Here is a 20,676-nt window from a genome sequence, read left to right on the forward strand (position 1 = left end):
TCCTTTTGAAACAGTTGGCAAGACAATTCGTAGCAACCCTGATGTTAGGTAGTGCGCTGGTAAGTGCCTCTGCAATGGCTGAACAAAAAATTGGCGTTGTAGATGTACAGGGCGTATTCCAGGCGATGCCACAGGCCGCTGAAATCTCTAATAACATTCAGGTCGAATTCAAAGCGCAAATCGACGAAGTTAACCAGCTTCAGAAAGATGGTCAGTTCTATGCTGAGCGTCTGCAGCGTGATGCCGCTACGATGAGTGAAGATGAGAAAAAAGAACTGCAACAGAAAATTCTGAGTGTTCGTGAGCAACTGGCAGAAAAAGGTCAGCCTCTGCAACAGAACATCCAGCGTCGCAGCAACGAAGAGCGCAACAAATTGTTGGGCTTGATCAAGCAGGCGATCGACTCAGTAGCTGCGAAAGAAAAATACGACCTGGTACTGAATGCCGGTGCTGTAGCATTCGCAGACGACCAGCATGATCTGTCTGAGCAAGTGCTGGAACAGGTTAAAAAAATTAAGTAATGTCCGGCCGGTTACCGGCTGAAGATTACCGGGCCTGAGCCCGCAAGCAGACTAACGTCGTGAGGCGTTGGTCTGATTTGTTTTTAGCGCATATGCGCGTATGGTTGCCGCCATTTAAAATTACAATACGGCAAACAGTCTGCTATAAGCCTATGACAGACTGGTTTTGGCATTAGGAGAGCTTTTTTGGCCAATTCACTCAACACTATTGATATTCAGGAAATCCTGGATTTATTGCCTCACCGGTATCCGTTCTTGCTTGTTGATCGCGTAACTGATTACGTGGAAGGCGAGTCTATCAAGGCATATAAAAACATCACCATGAATGAACCCTGCTTTACAGGGCACTTCCCCGGCCGTCCAATTTTCCCGGGCGTTCTTATCCTGGAAGCAATGGCACAGGCTGCCGGCGTGCTTGGATTCAAAACCATGGGTAAGTCAGATAAGCTATACTTGTATGCCGGCATTGACTGCGCGCGCTTCAAGCGTCCTGTTACGCCTGGTGACAGACTGGAATTTGATGTATGTCTGGTCAAAGAGCGCAGAGGGATTTGGAAGTTTAAGGGTACCGCCAGCGTTGATGGTGAAGAAGCTTGCAGTGCCGAATTCATGTGTGCAATGAGAGAGATGGTTTAACGTGATTCATTCTACTGCCGTGATATCTGAAAAGGCGACACTGGGAAATAATGTTTCCGTAGGTCCTTTCTGTTATATCGGTGACGATGTGGTTATCGGTGACGATTGTGTACTTGAGTCTCATGTGGTCATCAAAGGCCCGACGACTGTGGGTAAGCGCAACCGCTTCTTTCAGTTTTGTTCTGTAGGTGAAGAATGCCAGGACAAAAAGTACGCCGGAGAAGAAACCCGTCTGGAAATCGGTGATGACAATGTGTTCCGTGAAACCTGTACAGTGCATCGCGGCACTATTCAGGATGAAGGGGTGACAAAAATTGGCTCCCGCAACCTGTTTATGATCAATGCCCACGTGGCTCACGATGTGATCATCGGGGACGATTGTATTCTTGCGAACAATGTTTCACTGGCAGGGCATGTTGAACTGGGTAATTTTGTTATTTTTGGTGGTGGTGCCGCTATTCACCAGTTTGGCAAAGTAGGTAGTCATGCCTTCGTTGGCGCCGGCGCGATAGTCTTGCGTGATGTACCGCCGTTTGTCATGGTTAACGGGCAGAAGCACGTCGCTGCGGGCATTAACTCTGAAGGCTTACGCCGCCGTGGATTTACATCCGGTCAAATTATGGCAATAAAGCGGGCTTACCGTGCCATCTACCGTGACAACAATACCATCGCTGAAGCTGTGGCTAAGCTGTCTGATGTAGCCCAAAGCGATGAAAATATCCGCTTACTGGTGTCTTTCCTTGAAAATGCTGAGCGGGGTATCATCCGCTAAATGCCCGCATCAACATTGCGAATTGGCGTTGTGGCAGGTGAGCCGTCAGGAGACGTGCTTGCCGCCGGTATGATAGCCGAACTGAAAAAGCGTTACCCCGATGCCATTATCGAAGGCATCGGTGGTGATCACATGAAAGCCGCCGGCTTTCACTCACTCTTCGATATGGAAACACTTTCTGTCATGGGACTGGTGGAAGTGTTGTCTCATCTTCCTGCTATTCTCAAACTGAAGAAGCAACTGCTGGCGCATTTTGAAGCCAATCCGCCGGATGTATTCATTGGTGTGGATGCACCTGACTTTAATCTTCGTGTGGAAAAAGCCCTGAAAGCCAGGGGGATTAAAACTGTTCATTATGTCAGTCCTACCGTGTGGGCATGGCGTGAAAAACGCATTCATAAAATTAAAGCCGCCACAAATCACGTGCTGGGTTTGTTTCCTTTCGAACAGCAGGTTTACGATAAGTACCATGTTCCCTACACGTTTGTCGGTCATACACTGGCTGATGCCGTGCCATTAGAACCAGATCAGTCTGCCGCCCGTGAGACACTGGGCCTGAGCAGCTCCGGTCCTGTGCTGGCCGTATTGCCCGGCAGCCGTGGCGGTGAGTTAAAAGCACTGTTACCTGTTTTTACTGCCACCATGGAGAAAATGAAAACCCTGCTGCCAGGCATCCGTTTTGTCATTCCTGCTGCTAATCAGTATCGTTTTAATGGCATTCAGGCTTATCTGAAAGAGCATTGCAGTGCCTGGCTCAGTGACAGCGACTACAAGCTGGTGAAAGGGCAGGCCAGAGACGCCATGATTGCCAGCGATGTCATTTTGCTGGCATCAGGTACGGCAACCCTGGAAGCCATGCTTTGCAAGCGCCCCATGGTGACTTGCTATAAGTTGTCACCGCTGACCTATAAAATAATGCAGCGACTCTACAAAGCGCCGTTCTTCTCCCTGCCTAATTTACTGGCCAATGAAGCGTTAATTCCTGAATTACTGCAGGACGACGTGAATCCTGACACGCTTTGCGATTACTTATTGCCCCTTTTCACGCAGGATACGACTGAACTGGTAAGCCGGTTTACCGGTTTGCACCAGTCCCTAAAACTGGATGCTGATAAAATGGCAGCAGATGCGATTGCAGAGGTTATCAATGGTTGAATATATTGCCGGTGTTGATGAAGTGGGACGCGGACCGCTGGTGGGGGATGTAGTGACCGCTGCGGTTATTCTTGACCCTGCAAAACCCATTGCCGGACTCAACGATTCAAAGAAATTATCCGAAAAAAAACGTATCGCTTTATCAGAAGAGATTAAGCAAAAAGCCCTCTGCTGGGCAATCGGGCGGGCAACGCCACAGGAAATCGATACGCTGAACATTCTGCACGCAACCATGCTGGCCATGAAGCGTGCCGTTGAGGGATTGTCAGTACAGCCGGATTTCGTGCGGGTAGACGGAAATCGTCTGCCGGACTGGCAGTATGCAGCAGAAGCGATCGTGAAAGGGGATGGACTGCATGCAGAAATCTCTGCAGCCTCGATTCTTGCTAAAGTTGAACGTGACAATGATATGATTGCATTGCATGCCCTTCATCCGCAGTACAACTTCGCCGGCCACAAAGGTTATCCGACGAAAGCCCATTTTGAAGCATTAGAAGCATATGGTGTCCTGCCGTGTTATCGTATGAGCTTTAAGCCCGTACAGGCGCGTCTGGCAGCACAAAAATAAGAGAAACTCACATGTCTTCGCCGTTTATTCATCTTCGCGTTCACAGCGACTTTTCAATGATGGATGGGTTAAACAAGGTTAAACCCATCCTCGCGCAGGTTGAAGCCTTTAACATGCCTGCGGTGGCTATTACAGACCAGATGAACATGTGTGGTCTGGTTAAATTCTATTCTGAAGCCCATAACCGCGGCATCAAACCCATTATCGGCACCGACTTCTGGGTGCAGAACGATGTTCTGAATGAGGAACCTTTCCGCCTCACTTTGCTGGCCATGAACAACGAGGGCTATAAAAATATTACCCTGTTGATTTCAAAAGGCTACCTGCGCGGTGCGGTGCACCATAAAACGGTGATAGAGCAGGCCTGGCTGGAAGAACATGCTGAAGGCGTGATTGTACTTTCCGGAGCATTGCACGGCGACGTCGGTATTGCTCTGACCAAGAACAACCAGAAAATGCTGGCTGATTCCCTTGAGTTTTATCAGCAGCATTTTGCCGACCGTTTCTACCTTGAGCTTATCCGCACCGGCCGTCCCGGTGAAGAAGACTATCTTCATCAGGCTGTGGCTGTGGCAGAAGAATACGGTTTGCCGGTGGTGGCTACGAATGAAGTGTGTTTCATTGAACAGGCGGGATTCGAGGCCCATGAAATCCGCGTAGCCATTCACGACGGTTACACACTGGAAGATCCCCGTCGCCCTAAACGCTACAGCCAACAGCAATATCTGCGTAGCAGCGATGAAATGGTTGAGCTGTTCAGTGATATTCCGGAAGCTATCGAAAATACAGTAGAAATTGCTACACGTTGTAATGTCACTGTGAGGCTTGGTGAATACTTCCTGCCTCAGTTCCCTACCGGTGGTATGACAACGGAAGATTTTCTGGTTAAAAAATCGGAAGAGGGACTGGAAGAGCGTCTTGAATTCCTGTTCCCTGATGAAACCGTCAGAGCAGAAAAGCGTCCTGAATACGACGACCGTCTGAAAATAGAACTCGACGTAATTAACCAGATGGGGTTCCCGGGTTACTTCCTTATCGTTATGGAGTTTATCCAGTGGAGTAAGGACAACGGGATTCCGGTGGGACCGGGTCGTGGTTCCGGTGCAGGCTCATTAGTGGCTTATGCGCTGAAAATTACCGATCTGGATCCGCTGGAATTTGACCTGCTTTTCGAACGGTTCCTGAACCCCGAACGTGTATCTATGCCTGATTTCGACGTCGACTTCTGTATGGATCGCCGCGATGAGGTTATTGACCACGTGGCCGAGCTTTACGGCCGTCAGGCGGTATCACAAATTATCACCTTCGGTACGATGGCTGCTAAGGCTGTTGTGCGTGATGTGGGCCGTGTGCTTGGTCATCCCTACGGTTTCGTTGACCGGATTTCCAAGCTGATCCCGTCCGATCCCGGTATGACTCTTGGCAAAGCCTTTGAGGTCGAGCCCCGTTTACCGGAACTTTATAACGACGATGAGGAAGTCAAAGACCTTATCGACATGGCCCGCATTCTGGAAGGTGTTACCCGTAATGCCGGTAAACACGCCGGTGGTGTGGTTATTGCGCCTACTACTATCACCGACTTTGCTCCGCTTTACTGTGATGACGAAGGGAAAAACCCGGTCACCCAGTTCGATAAAAACGACGTTGAAACGGCAGGTCTGGTTAAATTTGACTTCCTCGGTCTGCGTACACTGACCATTATCCAGTGGGCACTGGACATGATCAAAGAAGGTCAGGGAGTGGATGTCGATATCAGTGCCATCCCGCTGGAAGATAAAAAGAGTTTCCGCTCACTGCAGGCGGCAGAAACCACGGCAGTATTCCAGCTTGAATCCCGCGGGATGAAAGAGCTGATCAAGCGCCTGAAACCAGACTGTTTCGAAGATATTATCGCACTGGTGGCCCTGTTCCGTCCGGGCCCGCTGCAATCAGGCATGGTAGACAACTTTATTGACCGTAAGCACGGTCGTGAAGAAATCTCTTATCCGGATGCTGATTATCAGCATGAGTGTCTGAAAGAAATTCTTGAGCCCACCTACGGTATCATCCTGTATCAGGAACAGGTTATGCAGATTGCCCAGGAAATGTCCGGGTACAGTCTGGGTGGCGCTGACTTGCTTCGCCGTGCGATGGGTAAGAAAAAACCTGAAGAAATGGCGAAGCAGCGCTCAACCTTCGAGGATGGCGCAAGAGACAACAACATCGACGGCGAGCTGGCGATGAAAATTTTCGATCTGGTAGAAAAATTTGCCGGATACGGATTCAACAAATCGCACTCTGCGGCCTATGCACTGGTGTCATACCAGACGCTGTGGCTGAAAGTACATTACCCTGCTGAATTTATGGCGGCGGTAATGTCGGCGGACATGGACAACACCGATAAGATAGTAACGCTGGTAGATGAAGTCGACCGTATGGGGATGACCATTTTGCCGCCGGATTTGAATGTTGGCCGGTATAAGTTTACGGTTGATGAGCATGGCCGCATTGTTTACGGTATCGGTGCTATTAAAGGGGTCGGAGAAGGCCCCATTGAAGCCATTATTGAAGCCCGGGAACAACAAGGTAATTTTACTGATTTGTTTGATTTCTGTGCTAAAGTTGACCTCAAACGGGTGAACAAGCGGGTGTTGGAAAAGCTGGTCCTCGCCGGCGCCATGGACAATCTTGGTCCGCAGGACGGCAAGGGTCCGCACCGTGCATCGATTATGGCCTCTTTACCTGAAGCTATTGCAGCAGCTGATCAACATGCAAAAGCGGAATCCTACGGACAGTCTGACATGTTCGGTTTGCTGACTACAGAGCCGGATGACGTAAAGCAAGCCTTTGCGGATGTGCCGTACTGGCCGGAAAAAGTCTGGCTTGATGGTGAAAAAGACACCCTGGGCTTGTATCTGACAGGGCATCCTATTAATCAGTATGCTGACGAAATTAAGCATTACTCTGATGGTCGTCTGGTTGATTTAAAACCGACCGGAAAAGATCAGATGTCTACCGCCGTTGGTCTGGTGCTGGGCGTCAGGGTAATGACAAACAAGAAGGGGCGTCGCTGGGCCATTGTGACTCTCGACGACAAGAGCGCGCGCATGGATGTACGTTTTTTCCCCGATATGTACGAAAAATATGAGAGTATTCTCGAAACTGACCGTATCCTGTTAATAAAAGGACAGGTCAGCTTTGATGATTTCTCCGGTGGCAATACAATCTCTGCCCGTGATGCAATGGATATTGTTCAGGCCAGAGAACAGAACGCAAAAGCACTGATGTTGGAACTCGACATCGTGCAAATTGATGAAAACAGAATTTCGTCGCTACAGGCAATTCTTCAAACGTACCGGGGCGGCAGTTGTCCGGTACAAATGCGTGTAGTACACCCAGATGCGGAAGCAGTGCTGGCCTGTGGCGCACAATGGTATGTGACGCCGGAAGACCAGCTGTTGCACGAATTAAAACAGTGTCTGGGTGAGCAGTCAGTCGCCATGTGTTATCACTGACAGGCGTGAAAGGTAGTATAGATAGGACACAGAATGAGTATACAGTTTTTGGAATTTGAACAGCCGATCGCTGAACTAGAAGCAAAAATCGAAGAGCTTCGGCTGGTTAATCAGGGCGGTGAATTTGACGTTGGTATTGAAGAAGAAATCACAAAACTTCGTACTAAAAGTTCGGATTTAACACGCAAGATTTTCTCAGATCTGGGCGCCTGGCAGATTTCCCAGCTTGCCCGTCACCCCATGCGTCCCTACACGCTGGATTATGTTGGCCGCATCTTCACTGAGTTTGATGAACTGGCCGGTGATCGTGCTTACGCTGACGACAAAGCGATTGTTGGTGGTCTGGCAAAAATTGATGATCAGCCAATTATGCTGATTGGTCATCAGAAAGGGCGTGATACGCACGAAAAAATTAAGCGTAACTTTGGTATGCCAAAACCTGAAGGTTACCGTAAAGCTCTGCGTCTGATGAAAATGGCTGAGCGTTTCAATTTGCCTATCGTTACACTTATCGACACACCGGGAGCATATCCGGGCGTTGGCGCGGAAGAACGTGGACAGAGTGAAGCTATTGCCCGCAACCTGTTTGAAATGGCTCAGCTTCGTGTGCCGATCATCTGTACCGTTATCGGTGAAGGTGGTTCCGGTGGTGCACTGGCAATTGGTGTTGGCGACCGCGTTAACATGCTGCAATATTCTACCTATTCCGTTATTTCTCCGGAAGGTTGTGCATCTATTCTGTGGAAGAGCGCAGATAAAGCGCCCCTGGCTGCAGAAGCGATGGGTGTAAGTGCACCGCAAATCAAAGAGCTGGGTTTAATCAACAGTATTGTTGAAGAGCCTTTAGGTGGCGCACACCGTGACCATGACGGCATGGCTGCAAACCTGAAAGCGACCATCAAACAGCAATTGAACCAGTTGAAAACACTGGATGTTGAAAACCTGATGGAAGAGCGTTACCAGAGACTGATGTCTTTCGGTTACTGCTGATCCGGAGCGGGTAACGATGGCTGGTGAAATGGATGTCAAGCCGCTGTGTTCTGACATCATCTGCACAACGGCCAGGTTGCTCGATACTGTCACCCCGTCGCCCAACTGCCTTGTGGTAGGTTTCAGTGGCGGGGTAGACTCCGGTTTATTACTCCACGCACTCTCTTCATATTCTTCTTTGCCCGTTCACGGGGTGTATATCCATCACGGTCTGAGTCCCAACGCAGACACGTGGCAAAACCACTGCGAAACCTTTTGTCACCAGCGCAATGTTATCTTTTCTGCGTTATCCGTTAACGTGACGGTTCAGTCCCGCACCAGCCTTGAGGCAAGTGCCAGAGATGCCCGTTATGATGCATTACTGCGCTATTGCCGGCAGCACAACGGTGCGCTGGTTTTAGGCCAGCATCAGGACGACCAGCTCGAAACCATATTACTGGCGATAAAGCGGGGAAGCGGGCCGGCAGGTCTGGCTGGCATGCCGGGGCTGCATTACCGGCTAGTTAGTGAGAGCGAGTCACCCGTTGCTATTCTGCGGCCTCTGCTTAATTTTCGCCGTGAAGACATTGAGGCTGCGGCGGATTCACTGGCAATGCCGCGGGTTGAAGATGAGTCCAATCAGGACAACCGCTTTGACCGTAATTTTCTTCGCAACCGTGTTCTGCCGGATATGCACAGGCGCTGGCCCGGCTTTGCAAAAGCCGCTTCACGCTCCTGTGAACTGTTACAGGAACAAAATGCATTGCTGGCAGAAGTGACCGCGGAACGGCTTAAAGACGCTGAGACCGGTAACGGTGGACTGAGTGTTCCTGCTTTGCTGCTGCAAAGCACAGGCTGGCAGAGGGCGATTATCCGTCACTGGCTTACCGGACGGGGTGTGACCTTGCCTTCTAAAGCTCAGATGGACGAGATCCTTGCTATGTTACATGCCAGAGACGATGCCATACCATGCGTTAAAGGCGGCACTGGCGTGATCCGCCGCTACAACAGCGAACTGCTGGTTACTGCGGATAGCGGGAACTGCACGGTCGATATAATGCAGGAAAGCGGGGATCCGCAACAGGTAGATAAAGAGCAGTGGCAGCAAGTCCCGGGGTTGCCGGTAACATTTAAAATCTCCGGCCCGGGTGACTGGCAGCGGGTGCCGGCGGTGAGTCTGGATAAAATTTATGTGAGCCGGAACCCCACAGGGAAAACAGCGCGGAAATGGTTTAAGCAGTGGAAGATACCGCCCTGGGAAAGAGAACGCATTCCTGTTTTACTATGCAATGGTGAAGCGGCAGCTTTGCTGCTTACCGACAGAGTGGTCTGGCTGGCGGCCGGCAATCAGGATCTCAACAGGATAATGTACAAAAGTAGCGGTGAATAAGATGGCAGTCTTCTGGTAAAGAGGCAAGGTTTTGCCTCTTCGTTTAAAAGCCTGCGGGGAGATTATGCCGCAAGATAAGCATTCTTTCCGGCGGCTTTGACCTGGTATAACGCGTGATCAGCGCGCTCAAATAACGACTGCATGTTGTCTCCCTGACGGTAGACCGCACCGCCGATACTGCAGGAAACTCCGTGACCTTTGAGTAACGTGTTCTTTTCGATTCGTTTGTTGATTCGGTCAGCAATGACTTTCAGCGACTCTTTTTGTTTGCAGTCCAGCAGACAACAAAACTCATCACCCCCGATGCGGAATGCTTCATCTTCATTACGCAGCACAGACGAAATCTCCGCAGCCACAGCTTGCAATACCTTGTCACCTTCCTGGTGCCCATAGGTGTCATTCACTGTCTTAAAGTTATCTAAATCTATGACCAGTAATCCGAATTTTTCATCATGGCGATCTGCTCTGCTTGTCAGACGGCCACAGGACTCATCAAATGCGTTGCGGTTACCTAATGTGGTCAGTGCATCTTTTGTCGCCATTTTTTTCAGTCGTTCGAACTCCAGAGCATTGGCGAACTGATGGCTGAACAGCACATGTAACTCAGCCACACACTGACGCTCTTCCCGTGATGGCATGCTGGCAAACACATAGCGGATGTATTCTGGCGCGGATGTGCTGTGACGGTTGTTCATAGGCAGCATCAGGGTGTTTGAGTCATTGTCTTCCGGCTTAATGCGGCCATAACTCAGGTGACGTGACGCATCGCTCAGGTTAAGGTGAACGAGTGCAACATGTTGTCTGAGTTGATGAAAGTAAAGAGAACCCAGTGCAGAAATATCGATGGTTGACAGGATCTGCCCCAGGAAGCTGTTTTTCTGATCGGCGGTTAACCGCGGGCCGGATGAGGCCATAGGATAAAAGCTGTCAGGGTATACGTGTTCATAAACAGAAGTTGAGAATTCCAAAACAGTACTCCTCGGGAACATGGGTTATACTTAGAGTCAATTGTTTACTTTTACGTCAGAAAATCGTCATCTAAGCGTATCTGACTGAAGTCTTGCAAGTGGTGTGCCTGCTTGTAGTGCCGGATTAAAGGAGTTGCCGTGGTAGCAAGTGGATTTGGACAAATCGTAGTGTTAATGGCGCTGTCAGTAGTCAGTGTAGCAGTATTCCGCAAGCTTCATTTGCCACCGATTCTGGCCTACCTTTTTGCCGGACTGCTTACCGGCCCGGAACTGCTGGCGTTGTTCCCTCATCCGGAAGACATGCACCTGCTGGCAGAAATCGGGATTGTATTTCTGTTATTTTCTCTGGGGCTCGAGTTTTCACTGCCCAAGCTTATGTCCATGCGCTCACTGGTTTTCGGTGTCGGATTAGGGCAAATGGTCGTTACTACGGGTGTGTTCTCAGCAATCGCACACTTTCTCGGATTTGCCTGGGGGCCGGCAGTTATCATCGGCGGCATGCTGGCACTGAGCTCCACTGCTATCGTCATTAAGCAGCTTACTGAAGCCGGAGCACTTAATCATCGTCGTACAGAAATGGCCATCAGTATTCTGCTGTTTCAGGATCTGGCAGTGGTGCCATTCCTCATTGCCATTCCATTAATGTCATCAGAACAGAACATCAGTCTCGCCACCGCGTTAATTCAGGCTCTCATAAAAGGTGTACTGGTCGTGATCCTGCTTCTGTCTGCCGGCAAGTGGGTTTTACCCTGGATATTCCGGGAGGTGGCGAAAACCAGAACTGATGAGTTGTTCGTGCTCACCACTATTCTTGTGGCTATTCTCGCCGGCGGGCTGACCTATATTTTCGGTTTGTCCATGGCGCTGGGGGCTTTTCTTGCCGGGATGATGCTGGGAGAAAGCCAATATAAGTACCAGCTGGAAGCGGACATCCGGCCATTCAGAGATATTCTGATGGGCCTGTTTTTCGTTACTGTCGGCATGCAACTCAATCTGCACGTACTTTATCAGGATGGTCTGTGGATATTCAGTGGGGTGGCGGTATTAATGGTACTTAAGGTGCTGGTGTTGCGCCTGGTTGCAAGGTTACTGAATTCTGATGCGGTGGATGCCTGGGCTACCGGCATCAAATTGTGTCAGATTGGCGAATTCAGTTTTGTTATTGCTGCACTGGCTACCGCAGAAGGAGTCATCGACAGCAGAACATCTTCTATTATCATCAGTATGGGTGTGATCAGCATGGCACTGACACCCCTGCTGGTAACCCGCAGTGTAGCTTGGGCGCAGAAACTCGAACCTGCGTCAGCGGTCAACGTGGAGCCCGACAGTGCCATTCCTGAAGCTTCAGCTTTGCAGAACCATATTGTCATCGCCGGATTTGGCAGGGTGGGGCAGTCTGTTGCCCGTTTGCTGAAACTGGAGAACATTGCCTTTATCACCATTGATGCAGACCCGGTAAGGGTGCATGAAAGTCGCAATGCCGGCGAACCGATTTTATTTGGTGATGCCAGCCAGAAGGACATTCTTGAAAATGCCGGTGTTGGCAGAGCCAGTTTACTGCTGGTCACTTTTGATCAGCCTGAGAAAGCTAAGCAGGTCATTAACGCAGCAAGGCAAATCTCGCCGGACATCAATCTAATGGTACGCACAAAACGGGACTATCAGCTGGATGCTTTGTATAAAGCCGGTGCCAGTCAGGTGGTACCTGAAATACAGGAAGGCAGTCTGATGCTGATTTCCCAGGTGCTGCATTATGCCGGTGTACCCATGTCGCGGATCCTGCGACGGGTGAGGGAGGAACGTCAGGGGCGGTACGATCACCTGCACGGCTTTTATCCCGGGGAAACCACTGAAATCAGCTACGGCACAGAAGATAAACTGGAATTTGTACATGCTGTTGTACTGAATAACGATGCAGCCTGTTTAGGTCAGTCGTTGTCAGACATCGATTTTCAAAGGATGCGGGTAAGATTGCAGGGGCTGAGAAGGAATGGCAGCGAAATAGCGCAGCCGGATGGCAATGAGGTGTTGCAAGCCGGTGATGTGCTAATCATCGCCGGCAAGCCGAGAAGAGTAGAGCGGGCAGAGCGTCGTTTTATGGACGGTGCCTGACAAAGCCGCTATGCGACTTTACCGCTCTCCAGATCTTTAAATTGCTTTTTCAGATCGTAATTTTCTTCAGTGACGATTTTTTCCAGTACTTCAACGCGCTCCCGTAGTGCCGCGATTTCGGCTTCCATGGCTTTATCACTACGGATATCTTTTTTCGATTTACTCTTGTCTTTCGCTGCAGTGACGATAGAGACCAGTGCCCAGGCACAGATTGCAACAATGACAACGGCGGTTGTATTCATTTTGTTCCCTCAACAAAGTAAAATTTTAGTGTAACGGCTTGCGGGCATTTTGTCGTTAATTCAGCCTGTTTTATAACCTGTTTGTACAATTTAAATCGTAACATTGTGTTTTTCATCAGTCTGAATTTTTGCATACAGACCCTTTTTAACCGTGCTTTTGCTGTATGATAACCAAGAGTACGCAAGATTGTGACCAATTTGGTAAATCATTATATTTCAATTGGTTATGACTTTTACTATTTCGTGTACTGTATTCCTTTAGTTGAAATAACCAAAAGTTTGGTCAAAATAACCAATGAGTAACGAAGAATTATTCAGTGATGAACACTGGATGCAGCAGGCGTTGCTTCGTGCTGACAAAGCTGAAGCGATTAACGAAGTACCGGTGGGCGCGATAGTCGTTGCAGACGGAAAGATCATCGGAGAAGGCTGGAATTCACCGATTACAGACCATGATCCCGCCGCTCATGCGGAAATGCTGGCTGTACGTGCAGCCGCCAGCCATATAGAAAATTACCGGGTTACCGGTGCAACCCTTTACGTCACTCTTGAGCCCTGTGCTATGTGTGCCGGAATGCTGGTGCACGCACGGATCGCCAGAGTGGTATTCGGTGCCAGTGATTTAAAAACCGGTGCTGCGGGATCAGTGATGCAATTGTTGCAACATCCGGAGCTTAATCACCAGTGTGATATCACCGGAGGGGTGCTGGCTGACATTTGCGGAGAAAAATTGTCTGCATTTTTCCGGCGTCGCCGGGCTGAAATCAAAGCTGCTAAGTTACTGGCCAGAGCGACTCAGGCAGAAGAGTGCGGGGGAAATGGGAAGGCGTAGTCCGGAACTGCTACTGGCAGGTTGACTCCGGACTTTTCGCGAACATTTCATGAGTCATAAAATGACGGCGTCGTTGAAGGACCCGTTGATGGGCACGTTTAATCATTAATTTTCTGCGGTTATTACTTTTCAAAATTTTCTTTGCCTTTATTGCTTTTTGTCTTCTCATAAACCCTCCTCATCCTTAAATGTGTAAGGAGAACGTATTCAGGGTGGCATTGTTCTTATGCCTCATGCCGTTCTACCGGTATAACATGAAGGCTTTATGACAATTTTCAATCTTTTTCAGACAGTGTTTCCAACGTTGTTGCGTACTGCTGAATATTTTCTGTAAATCTCACGGTATCTGCACCGTCTGCGTAGCCATAATCAAGGTGACGGTAAACGTCCTTAACGGCCAGCAATGGATAGCGCTGTTTCACGTCCAGCCAGCGATCATTATTGCCGCCCTGGCGGGATGTCAGTTCCCGGCAATCCTCAAGATGTGTCAGCCCCGTGCGCCACGCTGCAAGGGTCATCATCATCCTCTCCGCAGTCGGGATCCGTGACGGGATTTTCTCATGCAGTATAAGCAGTTGCTCTACTGCGCCGGCGGTTTCACCGGCATCTTCCCACTGATTTAATTGCCAGGCGAAAGCTGCCAGCAAAGTCCACTTTGCATCGCTGTCGTAAGCACTGAATTGCTCTTTGAGCGCCGTTATTTTTCCGGCAGCCGCAAGAATGAATGCCGGAATATCTGCCTCTTGCAGCGGAGTCGCCGGCGTCAGCCATTCATTCTGCATTTTGGCAACCACACGTTGTTGCCTGAGCGTCGCAAAGTAATCAAAGACTGCACTGCGAAGAGAGTCATCAAGGCGGGCTGAGAATGCCCAGGCGGTGCCGGCATACGCCGGTCCGGTAACCATATCTGCTGACAATGCCTGCGCGCCGGCATCACTGCTCACAATCAAATCGATATCTGAGCCGGCCAGAGCAGCGTTCAGACTGTGGTCGTCGTAATAGGGGATAAGTGCCAGTTCCACGCCAAGGTAATCAGCGAATCCGGCGATCAGTGTGTAATCAAACCCGCGGGGCCCCTGCGGGCCATATTCATAACGTGAAGGTGCATACTCAATGCCTGCTGTCAGCTTACCGGCTTCCTTAACAGAACGAAGGTGATTGGGTAATTCAGGTTCGCTGCAGGCGGCAACGGTCAGAACTAACAGCAAACCGGTAACGGAACGTAACATTACTGTCAGGGGGGCAGGCAGGAGAAAAGACATCTTACTCGACACAGTTAGTGGTATTACCTTTGGTTGAAAATCGAAAAAAAACTAAACTTGTTTTGAATGTAGGTTATCAAGTGGGCGGAATTCCTCTATAATCCGCGCCGAAATCCCCGTGCATCCAAGAGATAGCGTTTGAGCTGTCAGACGCTGTTTCCAAACAATCAGGTAAAACGATATGTTGGTCCTAAGAGGCGCTCCCGCACTGTCTGAATTCAGACAAACTAAACTTATTGAAAGGCTGGGTCAATCCGGTATTACTGTGAATGGCATTTACGCTGAGTTTGTTCACCTTGTGGACACAACCGGCACGTTAACTGACGATGCCCGTCAGGTTCTCGACAAATTGCTGACTTACGGTCCGAAAACTCAGGCGAAAGCGCCTCAGGGAGAGTGCTTTTTTGTCACTCCCCGTCCCGGCACCATTTCTCCGTGGTCATCTAAAGCCACTAACATTGCACAAAACTGCGGCCTGACGGCTATCGACCGCATTGAGCGTGGTTGTGCGTATTATGTTGACGTAAATGGTGAGCTGACAGATGCCGATAAATCGCTGGTGGCAGCAGAACTGCATGATCGCATGACTGAATCAGTGTTTGCTGCGCCGGAAAGCGCATCAGTATTGTTTGAACATGCCGAAGGCCAGAGCTTTACCTCGGTGGACGTGCTGGGAAGCGGCAAACAGGCACTGGTTGATGCGAATATCAGTCTGGGTCTGGCTCTTGCCGACGATGAAATTGATTACCTGTTTGACAGCTTTACCCGTCTAGGCCGTAACCCTAACGATGTTGAGCTGTACATGTTCGCGCAGGCCAACTCTGAGCACTGCCGGCATAAGATTTTTAACGCCAGCTGGACTATTGATGGCGTAGAGCAGGACAAGTCCCTGTTCAAAATGATTAAAAACACCTTCGAAACCCACCCTGAATTTGTTCACTCTGCGTATAAAGATAACGCAGCTGTGATGGAAGGCTGGCAGGCGGGTCGTTTCTTCCCTGACCCGCAGTCGCATCAGTACGAATATCATCATGAAGATATCGACATTCTGATGAAGGTGGAAACCCACAACCACCCAACAGCCATATCGCCGTTCCCGGGTGCCGCTACCGGTTCTGGTGGTGAAATCCGTGACGAAGGTGCAACAGGCCGTGGTTCTAAGCCTAAAGCCGGTCTGGTTGGCTTTACCGTGTCTAACCTGCGCATTCCGGGTGCTGAGCAGCCATGGGAAATCAGCTATGGCAAACCACAGCGTATTGTCAGCGCGCTGGATATTATGATTGAAGGCCCGCTGGGTGGCGCGGCGTTTAACAACGAATTCGGTCGTCCTAACCTGTTAGGTTATTTCCGTACTTATGAGCAGGAAGTGTCCAGCTTCAACGGTGTGGAAGTGCGTGGTTACCATAAACCGATCATGCTGGCCGGTGGATTGGGTAACATCCGTAAATCCCATATCGAAAAAGGCGAAATCACCGTTGGCGCGAAACTTATCGTGCTGGGTGGCCCGGCAATGAATATCGGTCTCGGTGGCGGCGCGGCGTCTTCTATGGCGTCCGGTCAGTCTAACGAAGATCTGGATTTTGCTTCTGTACAGCGTGACAACCCTGAAATGGAGCGTCGCTGTCAGGAAGTTATTGATGCCTGCTGGCAGTTGGGTGACAGCAACCCGATCCAGTTTATCCACGATGTGGGTGCGGGCGGTCTGTCTAACGCATTGCCTGAACTGGTTAACGACGGTGGTCGTGGCGGTAAATTCGAACTGCGTGACGTGCTCGCCGACGAAGCGGGCATGACGCCACTGGAACTGTGGTGTAACGAATCGCAGGAACGTTATGTACTGTCTGTCGCCCCTGAGAACCTGGAAAAATTTGCGGCGATTTGTGCCCGTGAGCGTGCCCCGTTTGCGGTAGTGGGTGAGGCTACTGAAGAACAGCACTTGTCATTACACGATGCCGACTTCGATAACCAACCGATTGATATGCCACTGGATGTACTGTTAGGCAAGCCGCCTAAAATGCATCGTGATGTACAATCAGCAACGGTTGCGCCGGAAGCGCTGAAGCGTGAAGACATCACGCTGGCTGATGCGGCTCAGCGACTGCTGCGTCTGCCAACAGTCGCTGAAAAAACCTTCCTTATTACCATTGGTGACCGCTCAGTAACCGGTCTGGTCTCACGTGACCAGATGGTGGGGCCGTGGCAGGTACCGGTGGCTGACGTTGCAGTTACCGCCAGTGCGTTTGACACCTATCATGGTGAAGCCATGTCTATGGGTGAGCGTACGCCTGTAGCACTGCTGTCTCACGGAGCATCTGCCCGTCTGGCAGTGGGGGAAGCACTGACTAACATTGCTGCATCAAACATTGGTGATATCAAGCGTATCAAACTGTCTGCGAACTGGATGGCTGCTGCCGGTCACCCGGGCGAGGATGCGGGTCTTTACGAAGCCGTAAAAGCGGTAGGTGAAGAACTGTGTCCGGCGCTGGGCCTGACGATTCCGGTGGGCAAAGACTCCATGTCGATGAAAACGGCATGGCAGGACGACGATGGTGCTGACAAGGCAGTAACGTCTCCGTTGTCACTGGTGATCACGGCATTTGGTGCAGTAAAAGACATTCGTAAAACGCTAACGCCACAACTGCGTACAGATAAAGGCGCAACCCGCCTGATGCTGATTGACTTAGGCGCGGGTCAGAACCGTCTGGGTGCAAGCTGTCTGGCACAGGTGTATCAGCAACTGGCCGACAAACCGGCTGATGTGGACAACGCTGAAACCCTGCTTGGTTTCTACAACGCTGTACAGGCGATGGTAGAAAAAGAACTGGTTATCGCGTACCACGACCGTTCTGACGGCGGTCTGTTTACAACCGTTGCTGAAATGACCTTTGCCGGTAAGACCGGTGTAACCGTTTCTCTTGATGGTCTGGCTGACGATGACTTAGCGGTACTGTTTAACGAAGAATTAGGTGCGGTTATTCAGGTAGCAGAAAGCGATGTTGAAGCTGTGACAGCGATTGCTGAAGCTCACGGTCTGGGCGCGCTGTTACACGATATTGGTACGCTGAATGCGACAGACATGGTTGAGTTCAACCGTGGTGATGTTGCAGTACTGACCGACACCCGCGTGAACCTGCGTACCATGTGGGCAGAAACCACACATAACATGCAAAGCCTCCGTGATAACCCGAAATGTGCTGACGAAGAGCACGCTGCCAAGCAGGATGCGGCAGATCCGGGTCTGAGCGCGAAGCTGAGCTATAATGTTACTGAAGACGTTGCTGCGCCTTATATTGCTAAAGGTGTTAAGCCTGAAGTAGCGATTCTGCGTGAGCAGGGCGTTAACTCTCATCTGGAAATGGCAGCGGCATTTACCCGTGCTGGCTTTACCGCTATCGACGTGCACATGAGTGATGTACTGAGCGGCCGTGTGTCTCTGGACAACTTCAAAGGTCTGGCGGCTTGTGGTGGTTTCTCTTACGGTGACGTACTGGGTGCCGGTGAAGGCTGGGCGAAGTCGATTCTGTTCAATGCCCAAGCCCGTGACCAGTTTGCTGCTTTCTTTAACCGCAATGATACGTTCAGCTTGGGTGTATGTAACGGTTGTCAGATGCTGTCAAACCTGAAATCCTTGATCCCTGGCACAGAAAACTGGCCACACTTTGTGACTAACGTGTCTGAGCGCTTCGAAGCCCGTGTTGCCATGGTAGAAGTAACAGAGTCAAACTCTGTGCTGCTGCAGGGCATGAAAGGCTCAATGATGCCGATCGCGGTATCCCACGGTGAAGGTCAGGCTGAGTTTGCCTCTGCTGACGCACTGAGTGCGGTACAGAGCGCGAATCAGGTAGCCCTGCGTTACGTGAACAACTACGGTCAGGTAGCAGATACCTATCCTGCGAACCCGAACGGCTCTCCGGCGGGTATCACGGGTCTGACATCTGCTGATGGTCGGGCAACGATTATGATGCCTCACCCGGAACGTGTATTCCGTACTGTAGCGAACTCCTGGCGCCCGGACGACTGGCAGGAAGACGGCGCGTGGATGCGCATCTTCCGCAACGCCCGCGTTTTCGTCGGCTAGTAGTTTTCGATTTCGCTGACGAACGGAGACCGTTGCAAGTTAAAAACACGCCGTAAACCCATCCCTGGGGGCTCGGCAGCCGCTTCCCTGCGGCTGACGGTTTTTAACTTTTGCAACGGAATCCGTTCTGCGAAATCTTCAATCTCCAGCCTTTTCAGGTTTCAAATCCTGCCAAAACGGTTTTTAAAACGCAGCCCCTCTTTTTTTGTGCGAGCGCTGGTTAGTCAACCTGTTCAGCACTTGAGTCGCTTCCGCACTCGCTGGTTGCGGAAGCTGACATCTTCAGCCTTTTCAGTTTTCGAAACCGGCCGCACTCGCTGTTTGCGGAAGCCGCATCTCCATACCCATTCTTGCTCAGTTACAAAGATTTACGGAAATTGATTAATTTTTACATTTTCCGGAACAATTTTAACCGGACGTGGTCTGCATATACTGAGCGCCAAAAATAAGTTGTTTCAGTGTCAAATTTTTGAACCGATCTCTTGTGATCTGTAAAACACTGTTTTACATTAGGCGTGTCAGGAAGACTTATAAAAGGTAGCAACGGAAGCGGGTTGTTTGGTTAGGATCGTTAGGGATCCGCAGTTAACGTTAGATAATAAGAGACGAATATGTATCGTTCTGGTAAGGGGTTCGGTTTAACCGGTGTCGCTGTCGCAGTCTTGTTTATGATTCTGACCGCTGTATTCAGTTCTTCCGCAAGTTCCGCAGAATTAAAAGTGAGCGAAAAGCGCTCGCAATCAATCTGATTGCTGTTTAGTCGCAGGGTCAGTTAACAGTGCTCTCTTCGCATTGCGGAGTGGGTTAGTACTGTCTTCAAAAACTTCTGGTGTAGTCAATTTCGTAAACTCAAGAATGATTTTCGGTGCAAACGCAACACCTGAAACACATCTCAAAACCGCCACATATATCATTTAACGGCCGGTCTTTAAACATAGATCACTATCGCAATTTTTCCACTTTATCTTTTTCTATTTTTTTCGCGGTTTATTAACTTTTGTTGCGGATGTTTTTTCAGCAATACATAAGTTGCGCCGAAACCGCCATGACCGGGTTGTGCGGTATGCCACGCGATGACGAAATCCAGTTCGGCGAGCCAGTGGTTTACGTAGCTTTTTTTCATTGCCGGAAGCGGTTTACTGTTTTCGCCTTTGCCATGCTGAACAAGCAGAGCGCGTGTGCCCCGTTCATGGGCGTTTTTGAGTTGCTTGTAAAGTAAGTCTCTGGATTCAGCGAGGGTCAGGTTTTTAAGGGATATACGCTGTTCAAGTTCATACTTACCCAGCCGTAAGTTCTTAAACACGCCGTCCTGAATGCCGGGTTGTTGAAAAGCAATGAAATCGTCGGGTTTGACGGGTTTCACGTTTTCCATACTGAGGGGATTGAATATGTCCGGATTATCTTTGGCCAGTGCGGCTCTTTTGGCCTTTTTCGCAAGGCTGTCCTGTGCGTCGTGATTGAATACTTTGTCGTCTGTAGTTATCCGTTGTACATCGCCCATCTCTTCCATGAAAGAACGTAAATCATCATCGTCGAACTGGTGGTGCATGGCTGACCTCGAACACAAAGAATATGTCGCTTAACGCTATGGCGTCCCTAGCTGGAATCGAACCAACATCTAAGCCTTAGGAGGGCCTTGTTTTATCCATTAAACTATAGGGACATCCGGTCCGGAAC

At 50.0% G+C, this 20,676-nt stretch carries 15 protein-coding genes and 1 tRNA gene; 11 read left to right on the forward strand and 5 right to left on the reverse strand.

The genetic code is table 11. The features are described 5' to 3' along the window. Positions 1-5: 5 nt before the first annotated feature. The 8 genes from ACXAH4_RS16610 to tilS all read left to right on the forward strand — a co-directional run bounded on the left by ACXAH4_RS16610 (position 6) and on the right by tilS (position 9,505). Positions 6-521, forward strand: a complete 516-nt coding sequence (locus ACXAH4_RS16610) for an OmpH/Skp family outer membrane protein (RefSeq protein ID WP_119500493.1) — start codon at positions 6-8, stop codon at positions 519-521. Positions 522-707: 186 nt separating this feature from the next. After that, entirely contained in the window at positions 708-1,157 is a 450-nt protein-coding gene (gene fabZ, locus ACXAH4_RS16615; protein ID WP_303574431.1) for a 3-hydroxyacyl-ACP dehydratase FabZ, read from the forward strand. 1 nt (position 1,158) lies between these two features. Further along, positions 1,159-1,929, forward strand: a complete 771-nt coding sequence (gene lpxA / locus ACXAH4_RS16620) for an acyl-ACP--UDP-N-acetylglucosamine O-acyltransferase (protein ID WP_474844609.1) — start codon at positions 1,159-1,161, stop codon at positions 1,927-1,929. Next, positions 1,930-3,084, forward strand: a complete 1,155-nt coding sequence (gene lpxB, locus ACXAH4_RS16625; protein ID WP_474844610.1) for a lipid-A-disaccharide synthase — start codon at positions 1,930-1,932, stop codon at positions 3,082-3,084. It abuts the gene before it with no gap. After that, complete coding sequence (gene rnhB / locus ACXAH4_RS16630; RefSeq protein WP_474844611.1) at positions 3,077-3,652, forward strand: ribonuclease HII; 576 nt, start codon at positions 3,077-3,079, stop codon at positions 3,650-3,652. Before lpxB ends, rnhB begins: the two co-directional genes overlap by 8 nt. A gap of 11 nt (positions 3,653-3,663) precedes the next feature. Continuing rightward, a complete protein-coding gene (dnaE, locus tag ACXAH4_RS16635) occupies positions 3,664-7,146 on the forward strand; it encodes a DNA polymerase III subunit alpha (RefSeq protein WP_474882689.1) in 3,483 nt (1,160 codons plus the stop codon). A gap of 33 nt (positions 7,147-7,179) precedes the next feature. After that, the gene (gene accA, locus ACXAH4_RS16640; protein WP_119500499.1) at positions 7,180-8,136 is read left to right on the forward strand and encodes an acetyl-CoA carboxylase carboxyl transferase subunit alpha; all 957 of its coding nucleotides are present in this window, start codon (positions 7,180-7,182) and stop codon (positions 8,134-8,136) included. 16 nt (positions 8,137-8,152) lie between these two features. Continuing rightward, on the forward strand, positions 8,153-9,505 hold the full coding sequence (gene tilS / locus ACXAH4_RS16645; protein WP_474882691.1) for a tRNA lysidine(34) synthetase TilS: 1,353 nt from the start codon (positions 8,153-8,155) through the stop codon (positions 9,503-9,505). Between the two features lie 62 nt (positions 9,506-9,567). Here tilS and ACXAH4_RS16650 read toward each other — a convergent pair whose 3' ends face one another. Next, positions 9,568-10,473, reverse strand: coding sequence for a GGDEF domain-containing protein (locus ACXAH4_RS16650; protein WP_474844614.1), 906 nt, complete (start codon positions 10,471-10,473; stop codon positions 9,568-9,570). 174 nt (positions 10,474-10,647) lie between these two features. Between ACXAH4_RS16650 and ACXAH4_RS16655 the strand changes: the two genes are divergently transcribed. After that, positions 10,648-12,585 carry a cation:proton antiporter domain-containing protein gene (locus tag ACXAH4_RS16655; RefSeq protein ID WP_474882702.1) on the forward strand — a complete coding sequence of 646 codons (1,938 nt, stop codon included), beginning with the start codon at positions 10,648-10,650 and terminating at the stop codon, positions 12,583-12,585. Between the two features lie 8 nt (positions 12,586-12,593). Here the strand turns inward: ACXAH4_RS16655 and ACXAH4_RS16660 are convergent, their stop codons facing one another. Continuing rightward, a complete protein-coding gene (locus tag ACXAH4_RS16660) occupies positions 12,594-12,827 on the reverse strand; it encodes a hypothetical protein (RefSeq protein WP_119500502.1) in 234 nt (77 codons plus the stop codon). Positions 12,828-13,122: 295 nt separating this feature from the next. Between ACXAH4_RS16660 and tadA the strand changes: the two genes are divergently transcribed. Then, on the forward strand, positions 13,123-13,659 hold the full coding sequence (tadA, locus tag ACXAH4_RS16665) for a tRNA adenosine(34) deaminase TadA (protein ID WP_474882692.1): 537 nt from the start codon (positions 13,123-13,125) through the stop codon (positions 13,657-13,659). 275 nt (positions 13,660-13,934) lie between these two features. Here tadA and ACXAH4_RS16670 read toward each other — a convergent pair whose 3' ends face one another. Beyond that, positions 13,935-14,888 (reverse strand): membrane-bound lytic murein transglycosylase MltF, encoded by a 954-nt coding sequence (locus ACXAH4_RS16670; protein ID WP_474882694.1) that lies wholly within the window; start codon positions 14,886-14,888, stop codon positions 13,935-13,937. Between the two features lie 214 nt (positions 14,889-15,102). On the opposite strand from ACXAH4_RS16670, the gene purL reads away from it, so the two are divergent. Next, positions 15,103-18,999, forward strand: a complete 3,897-nt coding sequence (gene purL / locus ACXAH4_RS16675; RefSeq protein ID WP_474850998.1) for a phosphoribosylformylglycinamidine synthase — start codon at positions 15,103-15,105, stop codon at positions 18,997-18,999. A 961-nt stretch (positions 19,000-19,960) separates the two neighbouring features. Here the strand turns inward: purL and smrA are convergent. Both smrA and ACXAH4_RS16685 read right to left on the reverse strand, forming a co-directional pair. After that, positions 19,961-20,548, reverse strand: coding sequence for a DNA endonuclease SmrA (gene smrA, locus ACXAH4_RS16680; RefSeq protein ID WP_474844618.1), 588 nt, complete (start codon positions 20,546-20,548; stop codon positions 19,961-19,963). 39 nt (positions 20,549-20,587) lie between these two features. Continuing rightward, positions 20,588-20,662: transfer RNA gene (locus tag ACXAH4_RS16685), tRNA-Arg, on the reverse strand. Positions 20,663-20,676: the final 14 nt, after the last annotated feature.

This window comes from Alteromonas sp. ABV2_168 (assembly GCF_056161165.1).